Genomic DNA, 17,044 nt, shown 5'->3' with positions numbered 1-17,044 from the left:
GCACTGCAGCACCGAAGATCAGGGTTGCGACACGCGCATGAGTACGCGTCTGGCCTGCAGCAGGTGCGGACGATCCAGCATCTTGCCGTCGAGGGACAGGACACCTGCATCAGGTGCTGCATCGAACGCGTCCACGATGGCTTTGGCGTGGGCAATTTCGTCAGGTGACGGCGTCAGCGCTTCGTTGATGACGGGCACCTGGGCAGGATGGATCGCGAGCTTGGCATCAAACCCGTCACGCACTGCGTCAGCCAGTTCAGCACGCAAGCCGTCTTCATTCCTGAAGTCCGTATAGACCCCGTCGATGGCCAGAACGCCTGCAGCTCTGGCTGCTGCGAGAGTGAGAGAACGGGCCAGACGGAAAATGTCCGTGTAGGTGCCGTCGGCGCGCCGGTTGGACGTTGCCCCCAATTCGGCAGCCAGGTCTTCCGCGCCCCATGACAGACCCGCCAGCCGGTCTGGTGCGTGGACATATCCATCCATGGCGAAGAGCGCCGCGGGTGTTTCGGTGGAGACTGTGAGGACGCCGATGGTGCCTACATCCATGCCGGCCTTTGTTTCATGGGCGGTCATCATGTCGGAGAGGTCCTGAACACCTTCAGGCGTTGCCTTGGGCAGCATCAGGTAATCGGGGCGGGCAGGGACAATGGTCGCCACGTCAGCTTCGCAGAAGTCGCCATCCATCGGGTTCACCCGCACGACGATGGCTTTGCCGTTTCGGTCGCCGGTCGACAGAAATGCGGCTGTGTCCGCGCGCGCATCTGCCTTAGCGCTTTCAGCTACTGAGTCCTCAAGATCAAGGATGATGCCGTCGGCCTGTGTATCCAGCGCCTTGGTGCGTTTCTTCTCACTGTCGGCAGGTACAAAGAGGAGAGATCGCATCAGGATTTGTCTTCCGGTTTCTTGAGCATCAAAGCCTGACGGCGACACCGCGCCACTTCATCGCCGTGCTGATTGAAGGCGACGTGGTCCATGGTCACGATGCCCTGGGTCGGCCGCGACTTTGACTCACGTTTGGAGATGACAGTCGTTTCCACCCGGATCGTGTCGCCGTGAAACAGCGGTTTTGGAAACACGACATCAGTCATGCCGAGATTGGCGATGGTTGTGCCCATGGTGGTGTCATGGACCGACAGGCCGATCATCAGTCCAAGGGTGAAGAGCGAGTTCACCAGCGGCTTGCCGAACTCGGTCTGGGTTTCCGCGTAGTGATGATCAAGGTGGAGGGCTGCCGGATTCATGGTCATCGCCGAAAACAGCGTATTGTCGCTTTCGGTAATGGTGCGCCGGATCGGATGGTCAATAACCAGCCCGTCCTCAAACTCTTCAAAATACAATCCAGCCATTTCCACCCTCGTGCTCTTTGGGGCATGACTGTAAATACGTGACTGCCAACAACGTCAACCGGGAAGATCCATGTTTGAGCTAAACGACGATCAGCAGGCCATTGTGGATGCCGTCAACAAGGTGTGTGCCGCCTATGGGGACGACTATTGGCTGGCGCGCGATACGGATGGCGTTTTTCCGGATGGGTTTGTTGCGGACATGGCATCCGGCGGCTGGTTGGGCACTGCGATGCCGGAGGCCTATGGCGGCGCGGGGCTTGGGGTGACGGAGGCTGCGCTGGTGATGCACACGGTTGCGCGGTCCGGCGCAGGCTTCTCAGGGGCCAGCGCCATCCACATAAATATGTTTGGGCCGATGCCTCTGGTTGTGTTTGGCACGGACGAGCAAAAGGAACGACACCTGCCGCCATTGATTGCCGGCAAGGAGCGGTGCTGCTTCGGTGTGACCGAGCCCAATGCGGGCCTCAATACCACAGCCATTGAAACCCGGGCGGAGCGGGTGGGCGATCATTACGTCATCAATGGCCGCAAGATGTGGACGTCCACGGCTCAGAGCGCGAGCAAGATATTGCTGCTGGCACGGACCACACCACTGGCAGATGTGCGCAAGCCTACGGATGGCATCAGCCTTTTTTATACGGACATGGATCGTTCCGCGGTGGACGTGCATGTCATCGACAAGATGGGCCGCAAGGCCGTCGACTCCAATGCACTGTTTATTGACGGTCTCAAGGTGCCTGCCGCCGATCTGATCGGTGAAGAAGGCAAGGGCTTTCAGTATCTGCTGCATGGCCTTAACCCGGAGCGCATTCTGATTGGTGCGGAAGCTGTGGGGCTTGGCCAGTTGGCACTTGAACACGCAACGACCTATGCGCGGGAGCGTGAGGTGTTTGGGCGGCCGATTGGTCAGAACCAGGCCATTCAGCATCCGCTGGCTGCAAGCTGGGCAGAACTGGAAGCAGCCTGGCTCATGTGCATGAAGGCGGCGCATCTGTATGACGCGGACAAGCCCTGCGGGGCCGAGGCCAACGCAGCAAAGTATCTATCGGCAGAGGCTGGCTTCACCGCGTGCGAGCGCTCCGTCATGACCCATGGGGGCATGGGCTATGCCAAGGAGTTTCATGTGGAGCGCTACCTGCGCGAAGTCATGATTGCCCGCATCGCACCCGTCAGCCGGGAACTCATTCTGTCATTCCTGGCCGAACGGGTGCTTGGGTTGCCCAAGAGCTATTGAGGCTGCGGACCTTTCGGATTGTCGTTCTCAACCTTGAGCAGCACCAGCAGGCCGATGAAGATCAGAACCGGTGAAACCATCAGGCCCACGCGTTGACTGTCCGTGGCATCGGTCACGATGGCGACCATCAGAGGTCCGGTGAAGGCAACAGCATTTCCGGTCAGCGCCATGATTCCGTACCAGCGGCCGCTTTCGCCTGCAGGCGCCAGTCTCGCCATCAAGGATCGCCCGGAGCCTTGGGCCGGGCCTATGGAGACACCCAGAACGCAGGCAAGTCCGATGAACAGTTGTTCCTGCGGCGTCGCCAGAAATCCGCTGATGGCCTCCGCAGGTGCCGGAATGCTGACCAGCCCGATGATGCCGGTCAGAAGGATGAGCAGGGAGATCAGGATTGTGCGTTTGGCGCCAATGTGATCATCCACTTTGCCGCCAATGAACGCGCCAATGGCTGAAGAGCCAAGCACCACCATGCCGAATATCCCAAGCTCCAGACCGTCCCAGCCGAAATGACCTGCGGCGTAGATGGAGCCAAACGCCAGGGCGACGGCAATGCCGTCCTGATAAATCATCCGGGCAATGATAAAGCCGGCGATGCGCGGGTGGCTGCGCAGGCTTCTGTAGGTTTCGCCAAGCACACCAAATGTCAGCCGCTTGATCGGCAGACACACCCGATTGATAGGGGTTGGAGGTGTCAGCAGAAGGAGTGGAACGGTGAAAAGCAGAAGAGCGACGCCTGCTATCGGACCGGAAATCCGGTCATGCTCGTGAGATGCCTTGTCGAGGCCAAGAAACGGCACTTCGGGGATCATGAACAGCACGATATAGGCGCCAAGGACCGTCAGTCCCCAGGCGATGCCGGTCGCAATGGACGTTCCGCTCAGGCGGCCCACAAGATGCCTTGGTGCGAGACGGGGCAGCATCGCGTTGTGCAATACGCTGGTAAGTTCCGCCCCGACCATGATGGCAAGCGTCGCCACAGACATCAGGATCACGAGGCCCGTACCCGCGTTGGGCGTTGCAAACCAAAGGGCGGCAGCGCCTGCTGATGCCATCAGCACGAAGCCCGAGATAAACCGCTTCTGACCGCCGATCACATCCGTTGCGGAGCCGAGTATCTGTCCACCGATGGCAACGATGATGGCACCGAAGGCGGATATCCATCCCCACAGGGTTTGGCCGGCCACCCCGTCTCCCACCACAACATTGGTGAGGTAAGGGGCCATGATGAAGTAGAGCAGCAGGACATTTATGGTTTCATTGCCCGGCGCGTAGAGGATCCATCCTAGTCGTGCCTTGCGGCTGCTCGACAGCCCTTCGCCAAGGCCGCTGTGATCAAGTGTCTGTGTCGTCATGCTCGGTCTCCCAATGACAATCGACCGATCCTTATGTGTGGCGGTCGGGTGGTGTCTCAGGACGCCGAGATAGGAAAATAGGGGCCGCTATTCGCGCCGAAGTCCCCGAAATGCTGGGCGTTTTCAAAATCAGCAAGGCTTTTTGAGTATCGGCTATGCTGCGGGCACGAAACTTTCAGGTCTGGTGTGGCACGGTGAGCCACACTCAAATGCTGGCCCAGTGACATGATTTTAGATCAATCCCTTCTCATCATCGCAGACACCGGACTTCGCTTCAGCGGGATGACGATGCTGTTGCTTATCGCCTTGTTGCTGGGTGTGCGGATGAGCGCCACATGGGTCGGGCGCTTTGGCGCCCTGACGGGGTTGGGCGGAGCGGCTTATCTCATCTGTCCGTTCATTGATGGGCTGGTCTGGTACACCGTTCCCGTCACCATTTTCTGTGTCATCAATCCGGCGCTGCTCTGGTTGCTGGGGCGGTCCCTGTTTGAGGATGATTTCTCACCGGGGTTGTTTGAGTGGTCGATGCCTGCGGTTTTGTTTGGACTGTACGTGCTGCGGCTTCTGGTGGCCGGTGTTGGCGATGGCGAAGTCGCTACCGTCTTTCAGGCGATCCATGGCGTGATCCAGCTGTCACTGGCGCTGCATCTTTTGTGGCGGGTTTGGCGAGATCGACAGAATGACCTTGTGGAAGCACGGCGTCAGTTCCGACAGAAATTCGTCACCCTTGGTGGCGGGCTGCTGTTGATCATCGCGGTCGTCGAGATCGTGGTGGTGGAGCCTGATGATGTTGCATGGCTCCTGCTGCTTCAGGCTGCGGCGGTGTGGGCGCTGGCCCTGTGGCTGTGCGTCACGGTGTTTCAGCTGGGCAATCTGTTTGGACCTGTTGCTGCTGACAAGAAGGCTGCAGATACCGCCGCTGATACGGACCCTGATGCCCAACGTATTGTCTCGTTGCTTCAGACTGACAAGCTCTATTTGCAGGAAGGTTTGACGGTTGGCGGACTGGCTGAGCGGGCAGGGCTGCCTGAATACCGCACGCGGGACATCATCAACCGCACGCTTGGCTACCGCAATTTTTCGGATTTTCTCAATGGCTATCGCATTGAAGATGCTGCGGAGCGCTTGAGGAACACCGAGATGCGTCGACTGCCCATTCTGACCATCGCGCTTGATGTGGGCTTTGGATCCATTGGTCCATTTAACCGGGCGTTCAAGGCCCGGCTGGGCCTGACGCCGAGTGAATATCGACGTCAGGCCTTCTCAGCATAGGTCGGACTAGGCGGCGCCTTCGTGCTGGCGCTGCCAGTCTTCCAGGTAGTCACGGCTGGCCTTGTAGGAGTCGAGGCCCCACCAGATCACCGCAACAGCAATCACGAGGATTGTTGTGGCAACGATGGCCAGCGACACGTTCAGCATCGTGTCATCCGCAAACCAGAAGTCTGTGACCAGTGCAATTGCGGTTGGTCCAAGGCCAAGGCCGATGATGGTCACGACAAAGATCATGAAGGCGGATGCCTGACCGCGCATCTGGTTCGGCATGATTTCCTGCACACCGGATGGACCAGCACCGGTGCAGAAGGTGGCAAAGAAAGTAGAGGGTGCAATCAGCACCATTGCCAGCGTTGCGCTTTCCACAAATGGATACAGCACGGTGAAGGGGATGGCGGCAGCAGCGCCATACAAGAGCACCCGCAGCTTGCCGTCCTTGTAACCAATGGATGTGAGCTTGTCTGCCATCCAGCCACCGGTCACCACACCCGCGGTTCCGAAGATGACCACCACAAGGCCGTAATAGATGCCGGCTTCGCCTGCGGTCCATCCATGGGTGCGGATGAAGAAGGTCGGGATCCAGGCGGAGACGCCATAGGCCATCATGGCGCACAGGGCGTATCCCACATGGTGCGAAAAGAGGGTGCGGGCGTTGTCGCTCATGTAGGCGACAACGTCTTTCACCGGAACGGATTCAACTTTTTCGTTGCCATCTGCGTCGACGCTCTTACGCACATGGCCGCGTCGGATGGGCTCCTTCAATGTGAGGGCCCACAGGGCAACAATCAGCCCGGGCAAGCCAACCACGAAGAACACAACCTGCCACGCATAGACTTCGCCGACGATGGGCAGAATGGTGTGCTCGACGCCTGATACGGCTGACACAACGATGCCGCCAATGACCAGCGCAAGACCTGCGCCGATGTAAACGCCCATGCCGTACACACCAAGCGCGGCGCCGCGTTTGTCCGGCGGGAAGTAGTCGGCAAGGATCGAGTAGGCGGCGGGCGACAGGGCTGCTTCACCGACGCCAACACCCATGCGGAACAGGAACAATTGCCAGTAGGTTTTGGCGACGCCGCACAGGGCGGTCATGACGCTCCAGAAGGCAATACCTATGGCAATGATCCGAACACGGTGTTGAACGTCAACGGCGCGACCGATGGGCAGGCCGCAGATTGTGTAGAACAGCGCAAACGCAAACCCGATGAGCAGGCTCATCTCCGTGTCGGAGATTTCAAGATCACGGCGGATGGGAACGACCAGCAGGCTGAGTATCTGTCGGTCGATGAATGAGAATGTGTAGGCCAGTACCAGCACGCCCACCACGTACCAGGCATACATCCGGCTGGGGTAGGGCGGCTCGTCTGCTGACGGCGCCGCGTCGTCATGGATGGCGGGGGTCTGTGTCCCGGCTTCCACCATGTCATCTGCAATGTGTTGAATTTCGTCGTCGCGGCCGTTTCCGGTCATGCGGCATGCCTCCCCAGCATAGTGTCTTGGTGTCGGGCTCTATGGCCTCGTTAACAACATCCTAACGAGGAAGCCTGGGAAACCAACAGAAAACCTCGCTTTTTTAGTTGGCATGGGGTTTGAAACGGTAGGGGCACAAAGGAGCCTGATGATGACTGCCGTTGCCAATATCCAAGCGTCCGGATCGACCACGAATGTGGTTGCCGCGGTCAAGACCGCTGCAGCCTCTACGGGGGCGGATTTTGACTATCTGCTGCAGACCGCAGTGCGCGAAAGCTCGCTGAATCCTGCGGCTAAAGCCAAGACATCCAGCGCATCAGGCCTTTTCCAGTTTATCGAGCAGACATGGCTGGGCGTGGTCAAACGGCATGGCGCAGAATTTGGCCTTGAGGACCATGCCGCTGCCATCGACACCACCTCGCGTGGTCGGCACAAAGTGACTGATAGTGACGCCAGGGAGGCAATTCTTGCCCTGCGGCATGACCCTGAAGTGTCCGCGCTCATGGCCGGTGCTCTCACAAAGGAAAGCCAACAGGCGCTCGAAAACGGCATTGGCCGCGAAGCAACGTCCGGCGAACTCTACACAGCACACTTCCTTGGGGCGGGTGGGGCCATCAAACTCATCAATGCAGCCGAGAGTGATCCGCGCGCCAATGCGTCAGCACTCTTTCCGGGTGCCGCGAAAGCCAACAAGTCGATTTTCTACAACAAGGACGGCAGCGCCAAGACGGTATCTCAGGTCTATGACCGGCTGACACGCGAGACAGATATCGGCGGCAAAGCCAAGGCCGCCATTGCAGCCCTCAAGGACGCCCCGCAGCAGGTTGCTTCCGTTGCACCCAATACTGCCGGCGCCCATCAGGCCATACCGCTTGTGGTGCGTACCCAGAGCGCCCGGCACAGTGGCCCAAGCCCCTTGACCATGCAGTTGTCTGGAAGCCCGCTTCCCGGGTCGTCACCCGTGCCCACGTCGCGCCCGGCGCTGGTTCTGACACCGGCCGTCATGGATGTGCTGGCATCACTTGATCCACTGCCGTCGCTCAACGGGGATAACTCCGCCGATGACCGCCGCAACGCAGACAATGACGATTACAAAATCCCTGCACGCGCCTTTGGCACGTCATATGCCGACGTGCTGCGCGGGACGCTTGCCTAGTCGCTAGTTGATCGCGCCTGCTGCCTTGAGGTCCTCAAGAGCCGCATTGTCATAACCAAGCTCTTTCAGAATATCAGCGGTATGTTCGCCAATGCCCGGTGCCGGGCCGCGTACGCGATCCGCTGTGGTGCCGTCGTCGTTGGGCAGCCGAACCGGGCTGGCAACCGAGCGGCCTGTGCCACCGGCACCATCGGGGATGTCGACAAATACGCCTGCCGCTTCGGCCTGCTTGTCGTCGGCGACCTGCGCCATGGTCTGGACCGGTGCCCACACAACATCTTCGGCATCAAGGCGACGGCCCCATTCCTCAATGTCATGTTTTGCAAATTCAGCGTCCAGCGTTTCGACCAGTTCGATCGCATTGGCGCGGCGTGACTTTGCGGTGAGATACCGCTCGTCTGTTGCCAGTTCCGGGCGGCCAATGGCTTTGGCGATGGGGCCAAAGATATCGCCGGAGTGACGGGTGAGGAGACACAGCCATGTGCCGCACGCACATTGGAAGAAATTGTTGAGGGCGTTGACTGCCTGGTCACGGGACTTGGTAGAGGCAACGCGGCCATAGCGCAGCTGGATCGCCATGTCTGAGGCGATTGAGTAGATGCCTGTCCGCAGCAGTGATGCTTCGATGAGGCGGCCCTTGCCGGTCTTGGTGCGTTCAAACAGGGCACCGAGAATGCCGTTGAGGGTTGCAAGGCCAGTTGTGTGGTCACCCTGGCCGACGCGAAGCGGGAAGGGGTCCGTGCCTTTGGGCGCCGTCAGGTTGGCAACGCCGGCGCGGGCCCAGAAGGCTGCCATGTCAAAGCCAGGGCGATCCTGGTCTTCGCCCTGCAGGCCGTAGCCTGTGACGCTGGCATAAATCAGCTCGGGCTTTTCTGCGTGAAGGGTTGCCCAGTCCAGACCGGCACGGGCGAGGCCGCCGGGGCGCACATTGGTGATGAACACGTCAGCCGACATCACCAGCTTCTTGAGAGCAGCGGCGCCTTTTTCGTTGCGCAGATCAATCGCAAGGCCGCGCTTGCCGCGGTTGTCCATGTCGAAGATCGGGTTGCCTTCAACATTGGAGGCGGAGACGTTCTTGAGCATGCCGCGAATGGCGTCGCCCTGAAGCGGCTCGACCTTGATGACCTCAGCACCCCAGTCAGCCATGATGCCCGCAGCGGCCGGTGCTGCAATGTAGGTGGCCAGTTCGACGACGCGGATGCCCTCAAGCATGGAATTCTCCCCGAAAACGCGTGTGTTTGTTTGGGGGCGATCATCCATAAGCAAGCGGCGGCGTCAATGCATGTCCTCACGCATCAACTGCCGCCGCTCTTTTTGGCGATTATGTCCGGTCTGCGATTTCGCGGAACAGGTGGAACGTCTCATATTCGCGATAGGAGCTTTCCTCCAGATCAACGGCATAGTTGCTGTTGGCGGACAGTTTGACGATCACGACATTGTCGGTGGGGTTCACATAGACGAACTGGTTGTAGACGCCGATGCCGGAATACTCACCTTCATCGCCGTCAAGGATCCACCACTGGTAGCCGTAGCCGACTGGCAGGAACGCTTCGTCATTGGCGCCGGGTAGCAGGTGGGGGGCATCCGGCGTGATGGATGCCTTGGCCCAGTCAGCGGGAACAATCTGTTTGCCGTTCCAGTTGCCACCATTGCGGAAGAGCTCGCCCAGCTTGGCATAGTCGCGCGCCGTCGCGTTGAACCCGCCAAAGGCCATTTCCATGCCTTCGCTATCGGTCAGCCAGAAGGCATCACTCTCAGCGCCAAGCGGCTGCCAGAGTTTCTCTGTCATGTAGTCCGCCACGGTGCGCCCGGTGGTCTTGACGAGCAGAGCTCCTAGAACCTGCGTGTCTGTAGAGTTGTAGTGGTTGACCGTGCCCGGCTCATTCTTGCGTTCAAGGGTCGTCATGAATTCGTTCAGGGATCCACCAAGCGCAAAGATGCGGCCGAAGCGATTGATGTCTGACTCGGGATCAGAGTAATCCTCGTTCCAGGCGGCACCTGATGACATTTGCAGCACATCCTTGATGCGCACACCGTCATAGGCTGACCCGGCCAGCTCAGGCAGTGTGTCAGAAATCGGAGCTTCAATGTTCTTGATGAAGCCTTCTTCAACAGCAATGCCAACAAGTGCAGAGATGAAGCTCTTGGCAACGGACATGGACAGCCATTGTTCGTCACGCCCGCCGGTCAGCATGTAGCGTTCAAAAACGACCTTGCCGTCTTTCAACACCAATAGTGCGCTTGTGTCCGTCTCAGAGAGCAACGCTTCCGTGTTCACCTGTTCACCCTTGTAGGTGAAGGTTTCAGGCAGCGTGATCGGATCGCCATCCGGGAAGTCATAGGGCGCGGTGGATGCCGCGACCGCATTGACCGGGAACATCTCATCCATGCGATTGAAATTCTCATACTGCTCAGCACCACTGAACAGCGTGGCAATCGTAGATGCGCGGTCGATGTTATCGGCCAGGAATGCATAGGCCACAGCACCGATAACGATGATGGCAGCTGCACCGCCAATCAGATATTTCTTCATCACACAGTCTCCTTGTTGGATGTCTTCTTCTTGGGTTGTGAGGCAAGCGAATCGATGATTGTCCGGGCGTGGGCATGGGCCGCATTGTTGGCCATGCCAGGCATTCCCAGTTCTCGAAAAGATGCTTGTCCGTAGACGAGGGACAGAATGATGTTGGCAGCGTCCCGGCGCTCGCGGGCTGAGCTGCCGATGCCGTCCGTTTCCATCTGCGCCACCATCAGGTGGATGACGCGTCCATACATCGCCGCCAGGCGCTTCCGTATGCTCTCGTCGCGCTCGGCCATGTACCAAAGCTCGCCGACCACATTGTTGGACACGTCATTTGCAAAGGTGTTCTCGAACAGAAAGTCCACGAAGTCGTGAGTGGTCTGGGGACGGGACTTGGGGCGCAATTGCGCAAGACCGTCCTCGGCGCGTTCAATCATCCTGTCGATCAGGAGGTCAACCATGTCAGCCCGGTTGCCGACAAAGTATCGCACCAGCGAGCGGGGCAGGTCGCTCTCCTCGGCAACGTCGCTCAAGGTGGTTTTGGCGACGCCCTTGCGGATGACGCATTTTTCAAACGCTTCGAGAATCTGTTCCCTGCGTTCGTCTCCCATCTGTGGGCGAGCCATGACCATCTCCAATCTTGTCAATTGTGACAAGATTTAGCTGCATCAGGGTAACTTGTCAAATATGACAAGTTACCTAGCTCTTGTAGTCAGCGGATGTAGCCGCGATCAGAGCCCATAGTGCCGGTGCGTCGAGCGTAGCGGGCACGCTCAAAGGCATGGTCAAGGCGGTCTGACTTGGTTGCGCGTCTTCGACTGGTCCCCATCAAGATGAGAACAAACAGGACGGCGAGCGCAGCTCCGCCGCCGATGATCCAGGTGATATCCATAAATTGTCGCCTCCCCACACATACACGGGCACTAGAGACGATCCCCTTCGAAGGGGTTCTTTTGCCGACGGAATGCGCCGGAGTTAAGGCAAAGGTGCAGAAGTATGGGGGCTTGCTTTATAGCGCTGCTGGAATTTGATCTTTTGCTAAACGAAACCTTAACCCTGAGGGCGCACGCTGCACTCTAAATAGGGCGTGGTGTGTCTATCGCGGCCCTGACAGGAGGACAGCGCGATGGTACCGCCACTCACGCAAGCTGATATTTCTGGACTTCTAGGTTCGCCATCTGAGGATGCGCGTGCGCAGGTTGCCGTCAAAGTCGGCACCCAGGTCGACGCTGGTGGTCTGACTGGTCAGGAACGCCTTCTCGCAAACGACATTCTGCGTCTCATGGTGCAGGACGCTGCCAGCCTTGTTCGCATTGCTGTTGCGGAGTCCATTGCCAATACCGCTGACATCCCAGCTGATGTCGCTGCTGCACTGGCCAACGACATTGATGAAATTGCGGTGCCTTTTCTTGAGGTGTCGCCAGCCATTAGCGATGAGGACCTCATTGCAATAGTGCGCAGTAGTGGCGGGTCCAAGGCAGCCGCCATTGCAGGCCGTACTGTTGTCTCAAGCGCTGTAACCGAAGCAATTGCAGAAGACGGTGGCAAGGAAGCCATCAGCCGGATGCTAGAAAACCAGGGCGCTGACATTGCACCTTCTTCCTACAATCGTGTGATTGATCGTTGGCACGATGACGATGACGTCACTGGCCTGATGGCAGAGCGCGAGGCGCTTCCGCTCAATGTATCTGAGCGACTTGTCACACTGGTATCGGATGAAGTGAAAGAGCGTCTGGTATCTCGCCACGGCATTGGCTCTGATCTTGCGGACCGGATGGCGCTGGAAGCACGTGAAGCAGCGACCATCGCTCTGCTGGATGGGCTGCCCACGATTGATGACTACGTTGCATTGATGGAGCACCTGCAGGCATCAGGACGCCTGTCCGGCTCTCTTATTGTGCGTGCTGCATGCATGGGCGAAATGCGCTTTGTTGAACATGCGCTGGCGCAAATGGCCCGTGTTGCACCGGAGCGTGCATGGACACTGGTGCATGATGCCGGTCGTCTGGGATTGCGCGCCTTGTTTCAGCAGGCCCGTTTGTCACAGAACCTCTATCTGCCTTTGCGCACGGCCGTGGATGTCTTCCACGACATTTCGCTCAATGGCGAAGTGCATGACCGGGAGAACTTCCGCCGGTCAATCATCGAGCGTATTCTGACGCAGCCTGACGGGCTCAAAAATGATGATCTTGATTTCCTGCTGTATCAGATGTCTCGCAAGCACGAGATCGAAACAGCGGAACAGGCGCTTTCAGCCTGACCGCCTTCACCCTTCCATGATCGCCTTGCCGATGGTGAGGATCTGAATCTCTGTGGTCCCGCCGCCGAGTTCCAGCAGTTTTGCGTCGCGCGCCATGCGCTCCACCACATATTCCGCCATGTAGCCATTGCCGGCGAGGATGTGGATTGCCTCCGTGGCCACACGCGTGCCGGCTTCCGCCACAAAAAGTTTGCCGGCGCAAGCGTCCAGCAAGTCCATCTGCTCATTCGAATAGACGATGCGGCGTGAGTTGGAGAGGTCCACATACATACGCGCCAGCCGGTTTTGGACCAGCTGGTAGTTGCCAATGGCTTGCCCGCCCTGTTCGCGGGTCTTGGCGTAGTCAACGGCAATGTCGTAGCAGCGTTCGGCGATGGCATAGGACTGGACTGCAATACCAATCCGCTCTGATGCCAAGGACTTGCGGACGTGGTCGCGGTCCTTTTGACCGCCGCCAAGCAGGTTTTCACCCGGCACGCGTACATCGTCCAGGAACACCTGTCCGGTGGGAGAAGACTTCATGCCCATCTTGTCAAACGGCTTTGAGGTATCCACACCCTTGTAATCGCGCTCGACAATGAAAGCTTGAATGGACCCATCGTCTGTGTTGCGTGCGTAGACCAGGAAATAGTCTGCATAGGGCGCGTTGGTGATGAAGGTCTTGCTGCCGTTCAGAATGAAATCGTCCCCATCCGGGCGGGCCGTCGTCTTCATGGAACCAAACGCGTCTGATCCAGCACCGGGTTCTGTCAGACACCAGGACCCGATCTTTTCGCAGCGCTGAACATCAGGTACGTATTTCTTCACCTGTTCAACAGTGCCCTTGCTGCGCACATTGGACCCGAACAGGCCGATGCTGGCACCCCAGCTCAATGCAAAGCCGGGGTTCACCCGCGCGACTTCAATCTGGATCTGCGTGCGGATGAAGCGCATGAGCGCATCATTGTCCGGGTCGTTCTTGCGATCGCTATTCTCATCCGGGTTTTTGGCACCGCCGGTTTTCTCCAGCCGATCGGCCTCTGTGGCCAGTCCGAGATCCGCCACCATCTGCTTCATGAACGGGTAGGGGCTCTCGCCGTTTTCAAAATCCGTCGTACGCGGATCAAGCTCGGCCATCATGTATTTGCGGAAATGGTCACGCAGCCCGACCTGCTCAGGTGTGAATGAAACAGGTGTGTACTGAGTTGCTGGCAAATCCATGACGTTCCTCGCAGGCAGGGTTTTGTTGCGCTCGATCATGAGGCCGCATGAGTGATGCAGCAACACCCTTGTCGAAGATCGTGAGTGTCAGGCCTGGAACGTTCGTGAAAATCGCGTTTGCAGTCGTGTGAAGAAGCTGAGCTTCGGCACGCCGGTCTGCTCGTCGCGCTGCTTGCCGGCAGTGACTGATGCTGGATCAGGCAGTTTGATGACATGGGTTTGCCCGCCAGTTTTCCCCTGCGTCATCAGTTCGACTTTCGCATTGCCACGCACAACCTGGATGCGAGATTTCTTGTCTGAGACATCCGCCTTAGGTGGCGCAAATTCTTCAAGTTGGACCTTCTGTGACGCATCCTGGGCTGCGTGTCCCAAGAGGCTTTCCATTGCAGTGGATGCGTCGAAGTCGAGCAGTGCTTGAGGCGTCAGCGGCGATGAAATTGCATTTCCCTGTGCCTGCTCGAATCCCAATGACGGAAGGAGCGACACCGTGTCGGCGGTTTCAGCGCCTACGGCCGTCGTCTTCATCTGGTTTGATGTCGCGTATTCCAGACGGCTGCGCATAAGACCCAGACCTGTGCCCTCAATTCGGCTGGCGAATTGAATGATCGCGCGGCCGCCAATCTTGAACTCCTGAAAGGCTGTGGGATCCAGCGTTGCTGTATCCGTATTCGTGAAATCAATCAGCGGCTCCTGCGCGCATTCCAGCGCCAGTCCAATGCCGATTTCAGACAGGGCATGAATGGTGTCGCGGGCACGATCAGGTTCAGCGGCGAGGCCGCTCTCCGGCAGGTCAACGATAAGCCTCGATGGATCAAGATCTGCTGCGTTCAGTGCAAGCCGGATTGAGACCGGCAAGGAACCGTCTGCCAGTTCTTCCGGTGCCACGTTGATTGATACAGTTGCTGTTTCACCAGATGCGCGCCATCTCACCAATTGCGCAACGGCCTCGCTGAGCACAAAGCGAGTGAGCTCCTGGTTACGGCCCTGGCGTGCCAGTACGGGCAGGAACAGGGCAGGCGGGATCACACCGAATTGTGGGTGTTGCCAGCGTGCAAAGCTTTCGACACCGGCCAATGTGCGTCGCGCAAGGTCGATTTTTGGCTGAAAAACAAGGCGGAACTGACGTGTGGCAAAGGCCTCGTCAATCTCTCTATTGGTGAGGCGGAAGGAATTGCGATACATGATTGCTCGAAGCCCTTTTGCACCGAGGGCCCGTTTTTCGGGCTGCCTAGCGTTGATCGGTCGAAGGATACAAAACAAAAGTTAACGGGCGCTCATAATCTAAAGCTGCAATCTCTTGGCAGTTTTAAGCTTGATTGAGCGGGCTCGGGGGAGAAGATTTCAGTGTCTGACAAAGTTCAAAAACCGCTCATTCCTGCGGCAACCATCCTTATGCTGCGCGACGGGGCGGAGGGCCTTGAGGTCTTCATGGTGGTGCGTCACCACCAGATTGATTTTGCATCAGGGGCACTGGTGTTCCCGGGCGGCAAGCTGGCGCCAGGCGACGTCCTGCCGGAGGTTCGTCCGCTGTGTGACGGCGCTGACGACCTTGACGACTCGCTGCTGGCATTGCGCGTTGCTGCCATTCGGGAGGCATTTGAGGAATCCGGCGTGCTTCTGGCACGCGACGAGAGCGGGGCATTGATTGACGGCAAGCGTCTTTCCTCACTGGAGGCAGACAGACCCCGGCTCGACAAGGGTGAGCTTCCAATTGCTGAGTTTCTGTCTCGGGAAAAGCTCCGGCTCGCGTGCGATCTTCTGGAGCCTTATGCGCACTGGGTCACGCCGAAGATGATGCCCAAGCGGTTTGATACACATTTCTATCTTGCCATTGCGCCATCAGACCATGTGGCAATGCATGATGGCTCAGAGGGTGTTGATTCAGTCTGGATCAACCCTGCGCAGGCACTTGAGGAAGCCAAGGCCGGCAAGCGGACAGTCATCTTCCCAACACGGATGAATCTTGAGCAGCTGGCGGAAAGCAAAACCGTTGCAGAGGCTTTTGAAGCTGCGCAGGCGCGCACCATCGTAACGGTTGAGCCGCAGGTTGAAGATCGTGATGGCACCATGATGCTGACCATCCCCGCGGCAGCCGGATACAGCGTCACTGAAATCACCATGGACAGCATCTAGAGGAAGATCAGGCGGTTTCGCTCACCAGTTCCGCCGTACGCGCGGCGAGTTCGGCGGCCAGTGCGCCGGCGACTTTTGCTGAGTAGGCCTTTTCGCGGGTCGCGCGAATGGCGTCTACATGCGCTTCTACGAGTCCCACATTCTTGGCTGCCAGATTGTCAGCGGAGGTGAGAAGGGCGATCAAGCTGACGGCAAACGCGTCTGCATCGGGATAGCCGCCTGGCCCTGCAAGACCTTTAACGTCCATAGCCGTATGGGTCAGGTCGTCCAGCGCGTTTGTATCTTTCGGCTTTGCCACAAAGGCCAGGCGCCGCTCATGCAACCGGTCGATTTCTTCATCGACCCATTTGGTGCACTCGGTGCTCATGTCCGCGAGGGCCCGATTGGCAGCCGCGAGAGGGTTTTTGACGGGAGCTGTTTTGGTGGCGAGTTTGGCACGCAGCACGTTTGGCGGCGTAATGAACTCGATTGGTTTTTGAACCTGTTTGGCCATGGGAATGCGAGGCGCAGCTGCTAGGCGGCGTCTTCCTCCATATCATCGAGCTCGAAAGTGTCCTTGGTGCTGTCAGCATCTTCGCGCCGCTCCGGGCCCGTATAGAACGAGCTGTCCTTGCGGCGGCGGTCGGGGCCAAAGAACTGCGCTGTACGGACGAAGGGACGAGGATTCCCAATCACCATCTGAAGGCGTGTCAGCAGACTGCGCGGCGTTAGTGGTTTTGCCAGATACTCGGTCACACCTGCTTCGCGGGCGACCAGGATATTCTGCATCGTTGTGTGGGCGGTGAGCATGATCACCGGTACGTACGGGTTGGGTACCACATCGCCCTTGCGGATGATCTTGGTGAGCTCGATCCCGTCCATTGGCTTCATCATCCAGTCGGCAATCAGGATATCAATCTGGTGCGACTGAAGCATGCTGATGGCCTGAGTGCCGTCTGCAGCGTCATGGATGGTCTGACAGCCGAATGCGTAAAGAATATTGCGGACGAGCTGGCGCATATGGCAGTTGTCATCAACCACCAGCACGGTAAGTCGGGAAAAGTCGTAGGCGTCCATTCTTGGGCGATCCCGGCAGATTTCCAGCGTGTTTGCGCGTA

The 17,044-nt window shown here is 58.3% G+C and carries 17 protein-coding genes; 5 read left to right on the top strand and 12 right to left on the bottom strand.

Annotated elements, in window-relative coordinates; genetic code table 11:
- Positions 1-18: 18 nt before the first annotated feature.
- Both ABXH05_RS00270 and ABXH05_RS00265 read right to left on the bottom strand, forming a co-directional pair.
- Positions 19-882: an HpcH/HpaI aldolase/citrate lyase family protein gene (locus ABXH05_RS00270; RefSeq protein ID WP_353559262.1), complete on the bottom strand. Its 864-nt coding sequence runs from the start codon at positions 880-882 to the stop codon at positions 19-21.
- A complete protein-coding gene (locus ABXH05_RS00265) occupies positions 882-1,346 on the bottom strand; it encodes a MaoC family dehydratase (RefSeq protein ID WP_353559261.1) in 465 nt (154 codons plus the stop codon). The genes ABXH05_RS00270 and ABXH05_RS00265 overlap by 1 nt, the downstream gene beginning before the upstream one ends.
- 70 nt (positions 1,347-1,416) lie before the next feature.
- On the opposite strand from ABXH05_RS00265, the gene ABXH05_RS00260 reads away from it, so the two are divergent.
- The gene (locus ABXH05_RS00260) at positions 1,417-2,580 is read left to right on the top strand and encodes an acyl-CoA dehydrogenase family protein (protein WP_353559260.1); all 1,164 of its coding nucleotides are present in this window, start codon (positions 1,417-1,419) and stop codon (positions 2,578-2,580) included.
- Here the strand turns inward: ABXH05_RS00260 and ABXH05_RS00255 are convergent.
- The gene (locus tag ABXH05_RS00255) at positions 2,574-3,932 is read right to left on the bottom strand and encodes an MFS transporter (protein WP_353559259.1); all 1,359 of its coding nucleotides are present in this window, start codon (positions 3,930-3,932) and stop codon (positions 2,574-2,576) included. The genes ABXH05_RS00260 and ABXH05_RS00255 overlap by 7 nt on opposite strands.
- A 225-nt stretch (positions 3,933-4,157) precedes the next feature.
- On the opposite strand from ABXH05_RS00255, the gene ABXH05_RS00250 reads away from it, so the two are divergent.
- Entirely contained in the window at positions 4,158-5,204 is a 1,047-nt protein-coding gene (locus ABXH05_RS00250) for an AraC family transcriptional regulator (RefSeq protein WP_353559258.1), read from the top strand.
- 6 nt (positions 5,205-5,210) lie between these two features.
- Here ABXH05_RS00250 and ABXH05_RS00245 read toward each other — a convergent pair whose 3' ends face one another.
- Positions 5,211-6,677, bottom strand: a complete 1,467-nt coding sequence (locus ABXH05_RS00245; RefSeq protein WP_353559257.1) for a spinster family MFS transporter — start codon at positions 6,675-6,677, stop codon at positions 5,211-5,213.
- Between the two features lie 151 nt (positions 6,678-6,828).
- On the opposite strand from ABXH05_RS00245, the gene ABXH05_RS00240 reads away from it, so the two are divergent.
- The gene (locus tag ABXH05_RS00240) at positions 6,829-7,833 is read left to right on the top strand and encodes a lysozyme family protein (RefSeq protein ID WP_353559256.1); all 1,005 of its coding nucleotides are present in this window, start codon (positions 6,829-6,831) and stop codon (positions 7,831-7,833) included.
- A 3-nt stretch (positions 7,834-7,836) separates the two neighbouring features.
- On the opposite strand, the gene ABXH05_RS00235 is transcribed toward ABXH05_RS00240, so the two are convergent.
- The 4 genes from ABXH05_RS00235 to ABXH05_RS00220 all read right to left on the bottom strand — a co-directional run bounded on the left by ABXH05_RS00235 (position 7,837) and on the right by ABXH05_RS00220 (position 11,246).
- Positions 7,837-9,045, bottom strand: a complete 1,209-nt coding sequence (locus ABXH05_RS00235) for a CaiB/BaiF CoA transferase family protein (protein WP_353559255.1) — start codon at positions 9,043-9,045, stop codon at positions 7,837-7,839.
- 109 nt (positions 9,046-9,154) lie between these two features.
- Positions 9,155-10,366: a serine hydrolase domain-containing protein gene (locus tag ABXH05_RS00230; RefSeq protein ID WP_353559254.1), complete on the bottom strand. Its 1,212-nt coding sequence runs from the start codon at positions 10,364-10,366 to the stop codon at positions 9,155-9,157.
- Entirely contained in the window at positions 10,366-10,980 is a 615-nt protein-coding gene (locus tag ABXH05_RS00225; protein WP_353559253.1) for a TetR/AcrR family transcriptional regulator, read from the bottom strand. The genes ABXH05_RS00230 and ABXH05_RS00225 overlap by 1 nt, the downstream gene beginning before the upstream one ends.
- An 86-nt stretch (positions 10,981-11,066) precedes the next feature.
- A complete protein-coding gene (locus ABXH05_RS00220) occupies positions 11,067-11,246 on the bottom strand; it encodes a hypothetical protein (protein WP_353559252.1) in 180 nt (59 codons plus the stop codon).
- A gap of 234 nt (positions 11,247-11,480) precedes the next feature.
- Here ABXH05_RS00220 and spbR point away from each other — a divergent pair, with 234 nt between their 5' ends.
- Positions 11,481-12,614, top strand: coding sequence for a SpbR family protein (spbR, locus tag ABXH05_RS00215; protein ID WP_353559251.1), 1,134 nt, complete (start codon positions 11,481-11,483; stop codon positions 12,612-12,614).
- 6 nt (positions 12,615-12,620) lie between these two features.
- Here the strand turns inward: spbR and ABXH05_RS00210 are convergent, their stop codons facing one another.
- Entirely contained in the window at positions 12,621-13,814 is a 1,194-nt protein-coding gene (locus ABXH05_RS00210; RefSeq protein ID WP_353559250.1) for an acyl-CoA dehydrogenase family protein, read from the bottom strand.
- Positions 13,815-13,901: 87 nt separating this feature from the next.
- On the bottom strand, positions 13,902-14,996 hold the full coding sequence (locus ABXH05_RS00205) for an EAL domain-containing protein (protein WP_353559249.1): 1,095 nt from the start codon (positions 14,994-14,996) through the stop codon (positions 13,902-13,904).
- 162 nt (positions 14,997-15,158) lie between these two features.
- Here ABXH05_RS00205 and ABXH05_RS00200 point away from each other — a divergent pair, with 162 nt between their 5' ends.
- Positions 15,159-15,947 carry an NUDIX hydrolase gene (locus ABXH05_RS00200; protein WP_353559248.1) on the top strand — a complete coding sequence of 263 codons (789 nt, stop codon included), beginning with the start codon at positions 15,159-15,161 and terminating at the stop codon, positions 15,945-15,947.
- 7 nt (positions 15,948-15,954) lie between these two features.
- Here the strand turns inward: ABXH05_RS00200 and ABXH05_RS00195 are convergent, their stop codons facing one another.
- Together ABXH05_RS00195 and ABXH05_RS00190 are read right to left on the bottom strand one after the other, a co-directional pair.
- Complete coding sequence (locus tag ABXH05_RS00195; RefSeq protein WP_353559247.1) at positions 15,955-16,440, bottom strand: hypothetical protein; 486 nt, start codon at positions 16,438-16,440, stop codon at positions 15,955-15,957.
- Positions 16,441-16,460: 20 nt separating this feature from the next.
- Positions 16,461-17,003, bottom strand: a complete 543-nt coding sequence (locus ABXH05_RS00190; RefSeq protein WP_353559246.1) for a response regulator — start codon at positions 17,001-17,003, stop codon at positions 16,461-16,463.
- Between the last annotated feature and the right edge of the window lie 41 nt (positions 17,004-17,044).

It is taken from the genome of Pyruvatibacter sp. HU-CL02332, from assembly GCF_040362765.1.
Classification (GTDB): Bacteria; Pseudomonadota; Alphaproteobacteria; order CGMCC-115125; family CGMCC-115125; genus Pyruvatibacter.
The sequence above is the reverse complement of the archived record's forward strand: the minus strand, read 5'-3'. Positions and strand labels throughout refer to the sequence as shown.

What these genes read in the sequence shown, in the direction of transcription:
- ABXH05_RS00260 (WP_353559260.1), top strand. Translation starts at nt 1,417, where the DNA reads ATGTTTGAGCTAAACGACGATCAGCAGGCCATTGTGGATGCCGTCAAC.
- ABXH05_RS00265 (WP_353559261.1), bottom strand. Translation starts at nt 1,346, where the DNA reads ATGGCTGGATTGTATTTTGAAGAGTTTGAGGACGGGCTGGTTATTGAC.
- ABXH05_RS00235 (WP_353559255.1), bottom strand. Translation starts at nt 9,045, where the DNA reads ATGCTTGAGGGCATCCGCGTCGTCGAACTGGCCACCTACATTGCAGCA.
- ABXH05_RS00210 (WP_353559250.1), bottom strand. Translation starts at nt 13,814, where the DNA reads ATGGATTTGCCAGCAACTCAGTACACACCTGTTTCATTCACACCTGAG.
- ABXH05_RS00255 (WP_353559259.1), bottom strand. Translation starts at nt 3,932, where the DNA reads ATGACGACACAGACACTTGATCACAGCGGCCTTGGCGAAGGGCTGTCG.
- ABXH05_RS00245 (WP_353559257.1), bottom strand. Translation starts at nt 6,677, where the DNA reads ATGACCGGAAACGGCCGCGACGACGAAATTCAACACATTGCAGATGAC.
- ABXH05_RS00195 (WP_353559247.1), bottom strand. Translation starts at nt 16,440, where the DNA reads ATGGCCAAACAGGTTCAAAAACCAATCGAGTTCATTACGCCGCCAAAC.
- ABXH05_RS00220 (WP_353559252.1), bottom strand. Translation starts at nt 11,246, where the DNA reads ATGGATATCACCTGGATCATCGGCGGCGGAGCTGCGCTCGCCGTCCTG.
- ABXH05_RS00250 (WP_353559258.1), top strand. Translation starts at nt 4,158, where the DNA reads ATGATTTTAGATCAATCCCTTCTCATCATCGCAGACACCGGACTTCGC.
- ABXH05_RS00225 (WP_353559253.1), bottom strand. Translation starts at nt 10,980, where the DNA reads ATGGCTCGCCCACAGATGGGAGACGAACGCAGGGAACAGATTCTCGAA.
- ABXH05_RS00190 (WP_353559246.1), bottom strand. Translation starts at nt 17,003, where the DNA reads ATGGACGCCTACGACTTTTCCCGACTTACCGTGCTGGTGGTTGATGAC.
- ABXH05_RS00270 (WP_353559262.1), bottom strand. Translation starts at nt 882, where the DNA reads ATGCGATCTCTCCTCTTTGTACCTGCCGACAGTGAGAAGAAACGCACC.
- ABXH05_RS00240 (WP_353559256.1), top strand. Translation starts at nt 6,829, where the DNA reads ATGACTGCCGTTGCCAATATCCAAGCGTCCGGATCGACCACGAATGTG.
- spbR (WP_353559251.1), top strand. Translation starts at nt 11,481, where the DNA reads ATGGTACCGCCACTCACGCAAGCTGATATTTCTGGACTTCTAGGTTCG.
- ABXH05_RS00205 (WP_353559249.1), bottom strand. Translation starts at nt 14,996, where the DNA reads ATGTATCGCAATTCCTTCCGCCTCACCAATAGAGAGATTGACGAGGCC.
- ABXH05_RS00230 (WP_353559254.1), bottom strand. Translation starts at nt 10,366, where the DNA reads ATGAAGAAATATCTGATTGGCGGTGCAGCTGCCATCATCGTTATCGGT.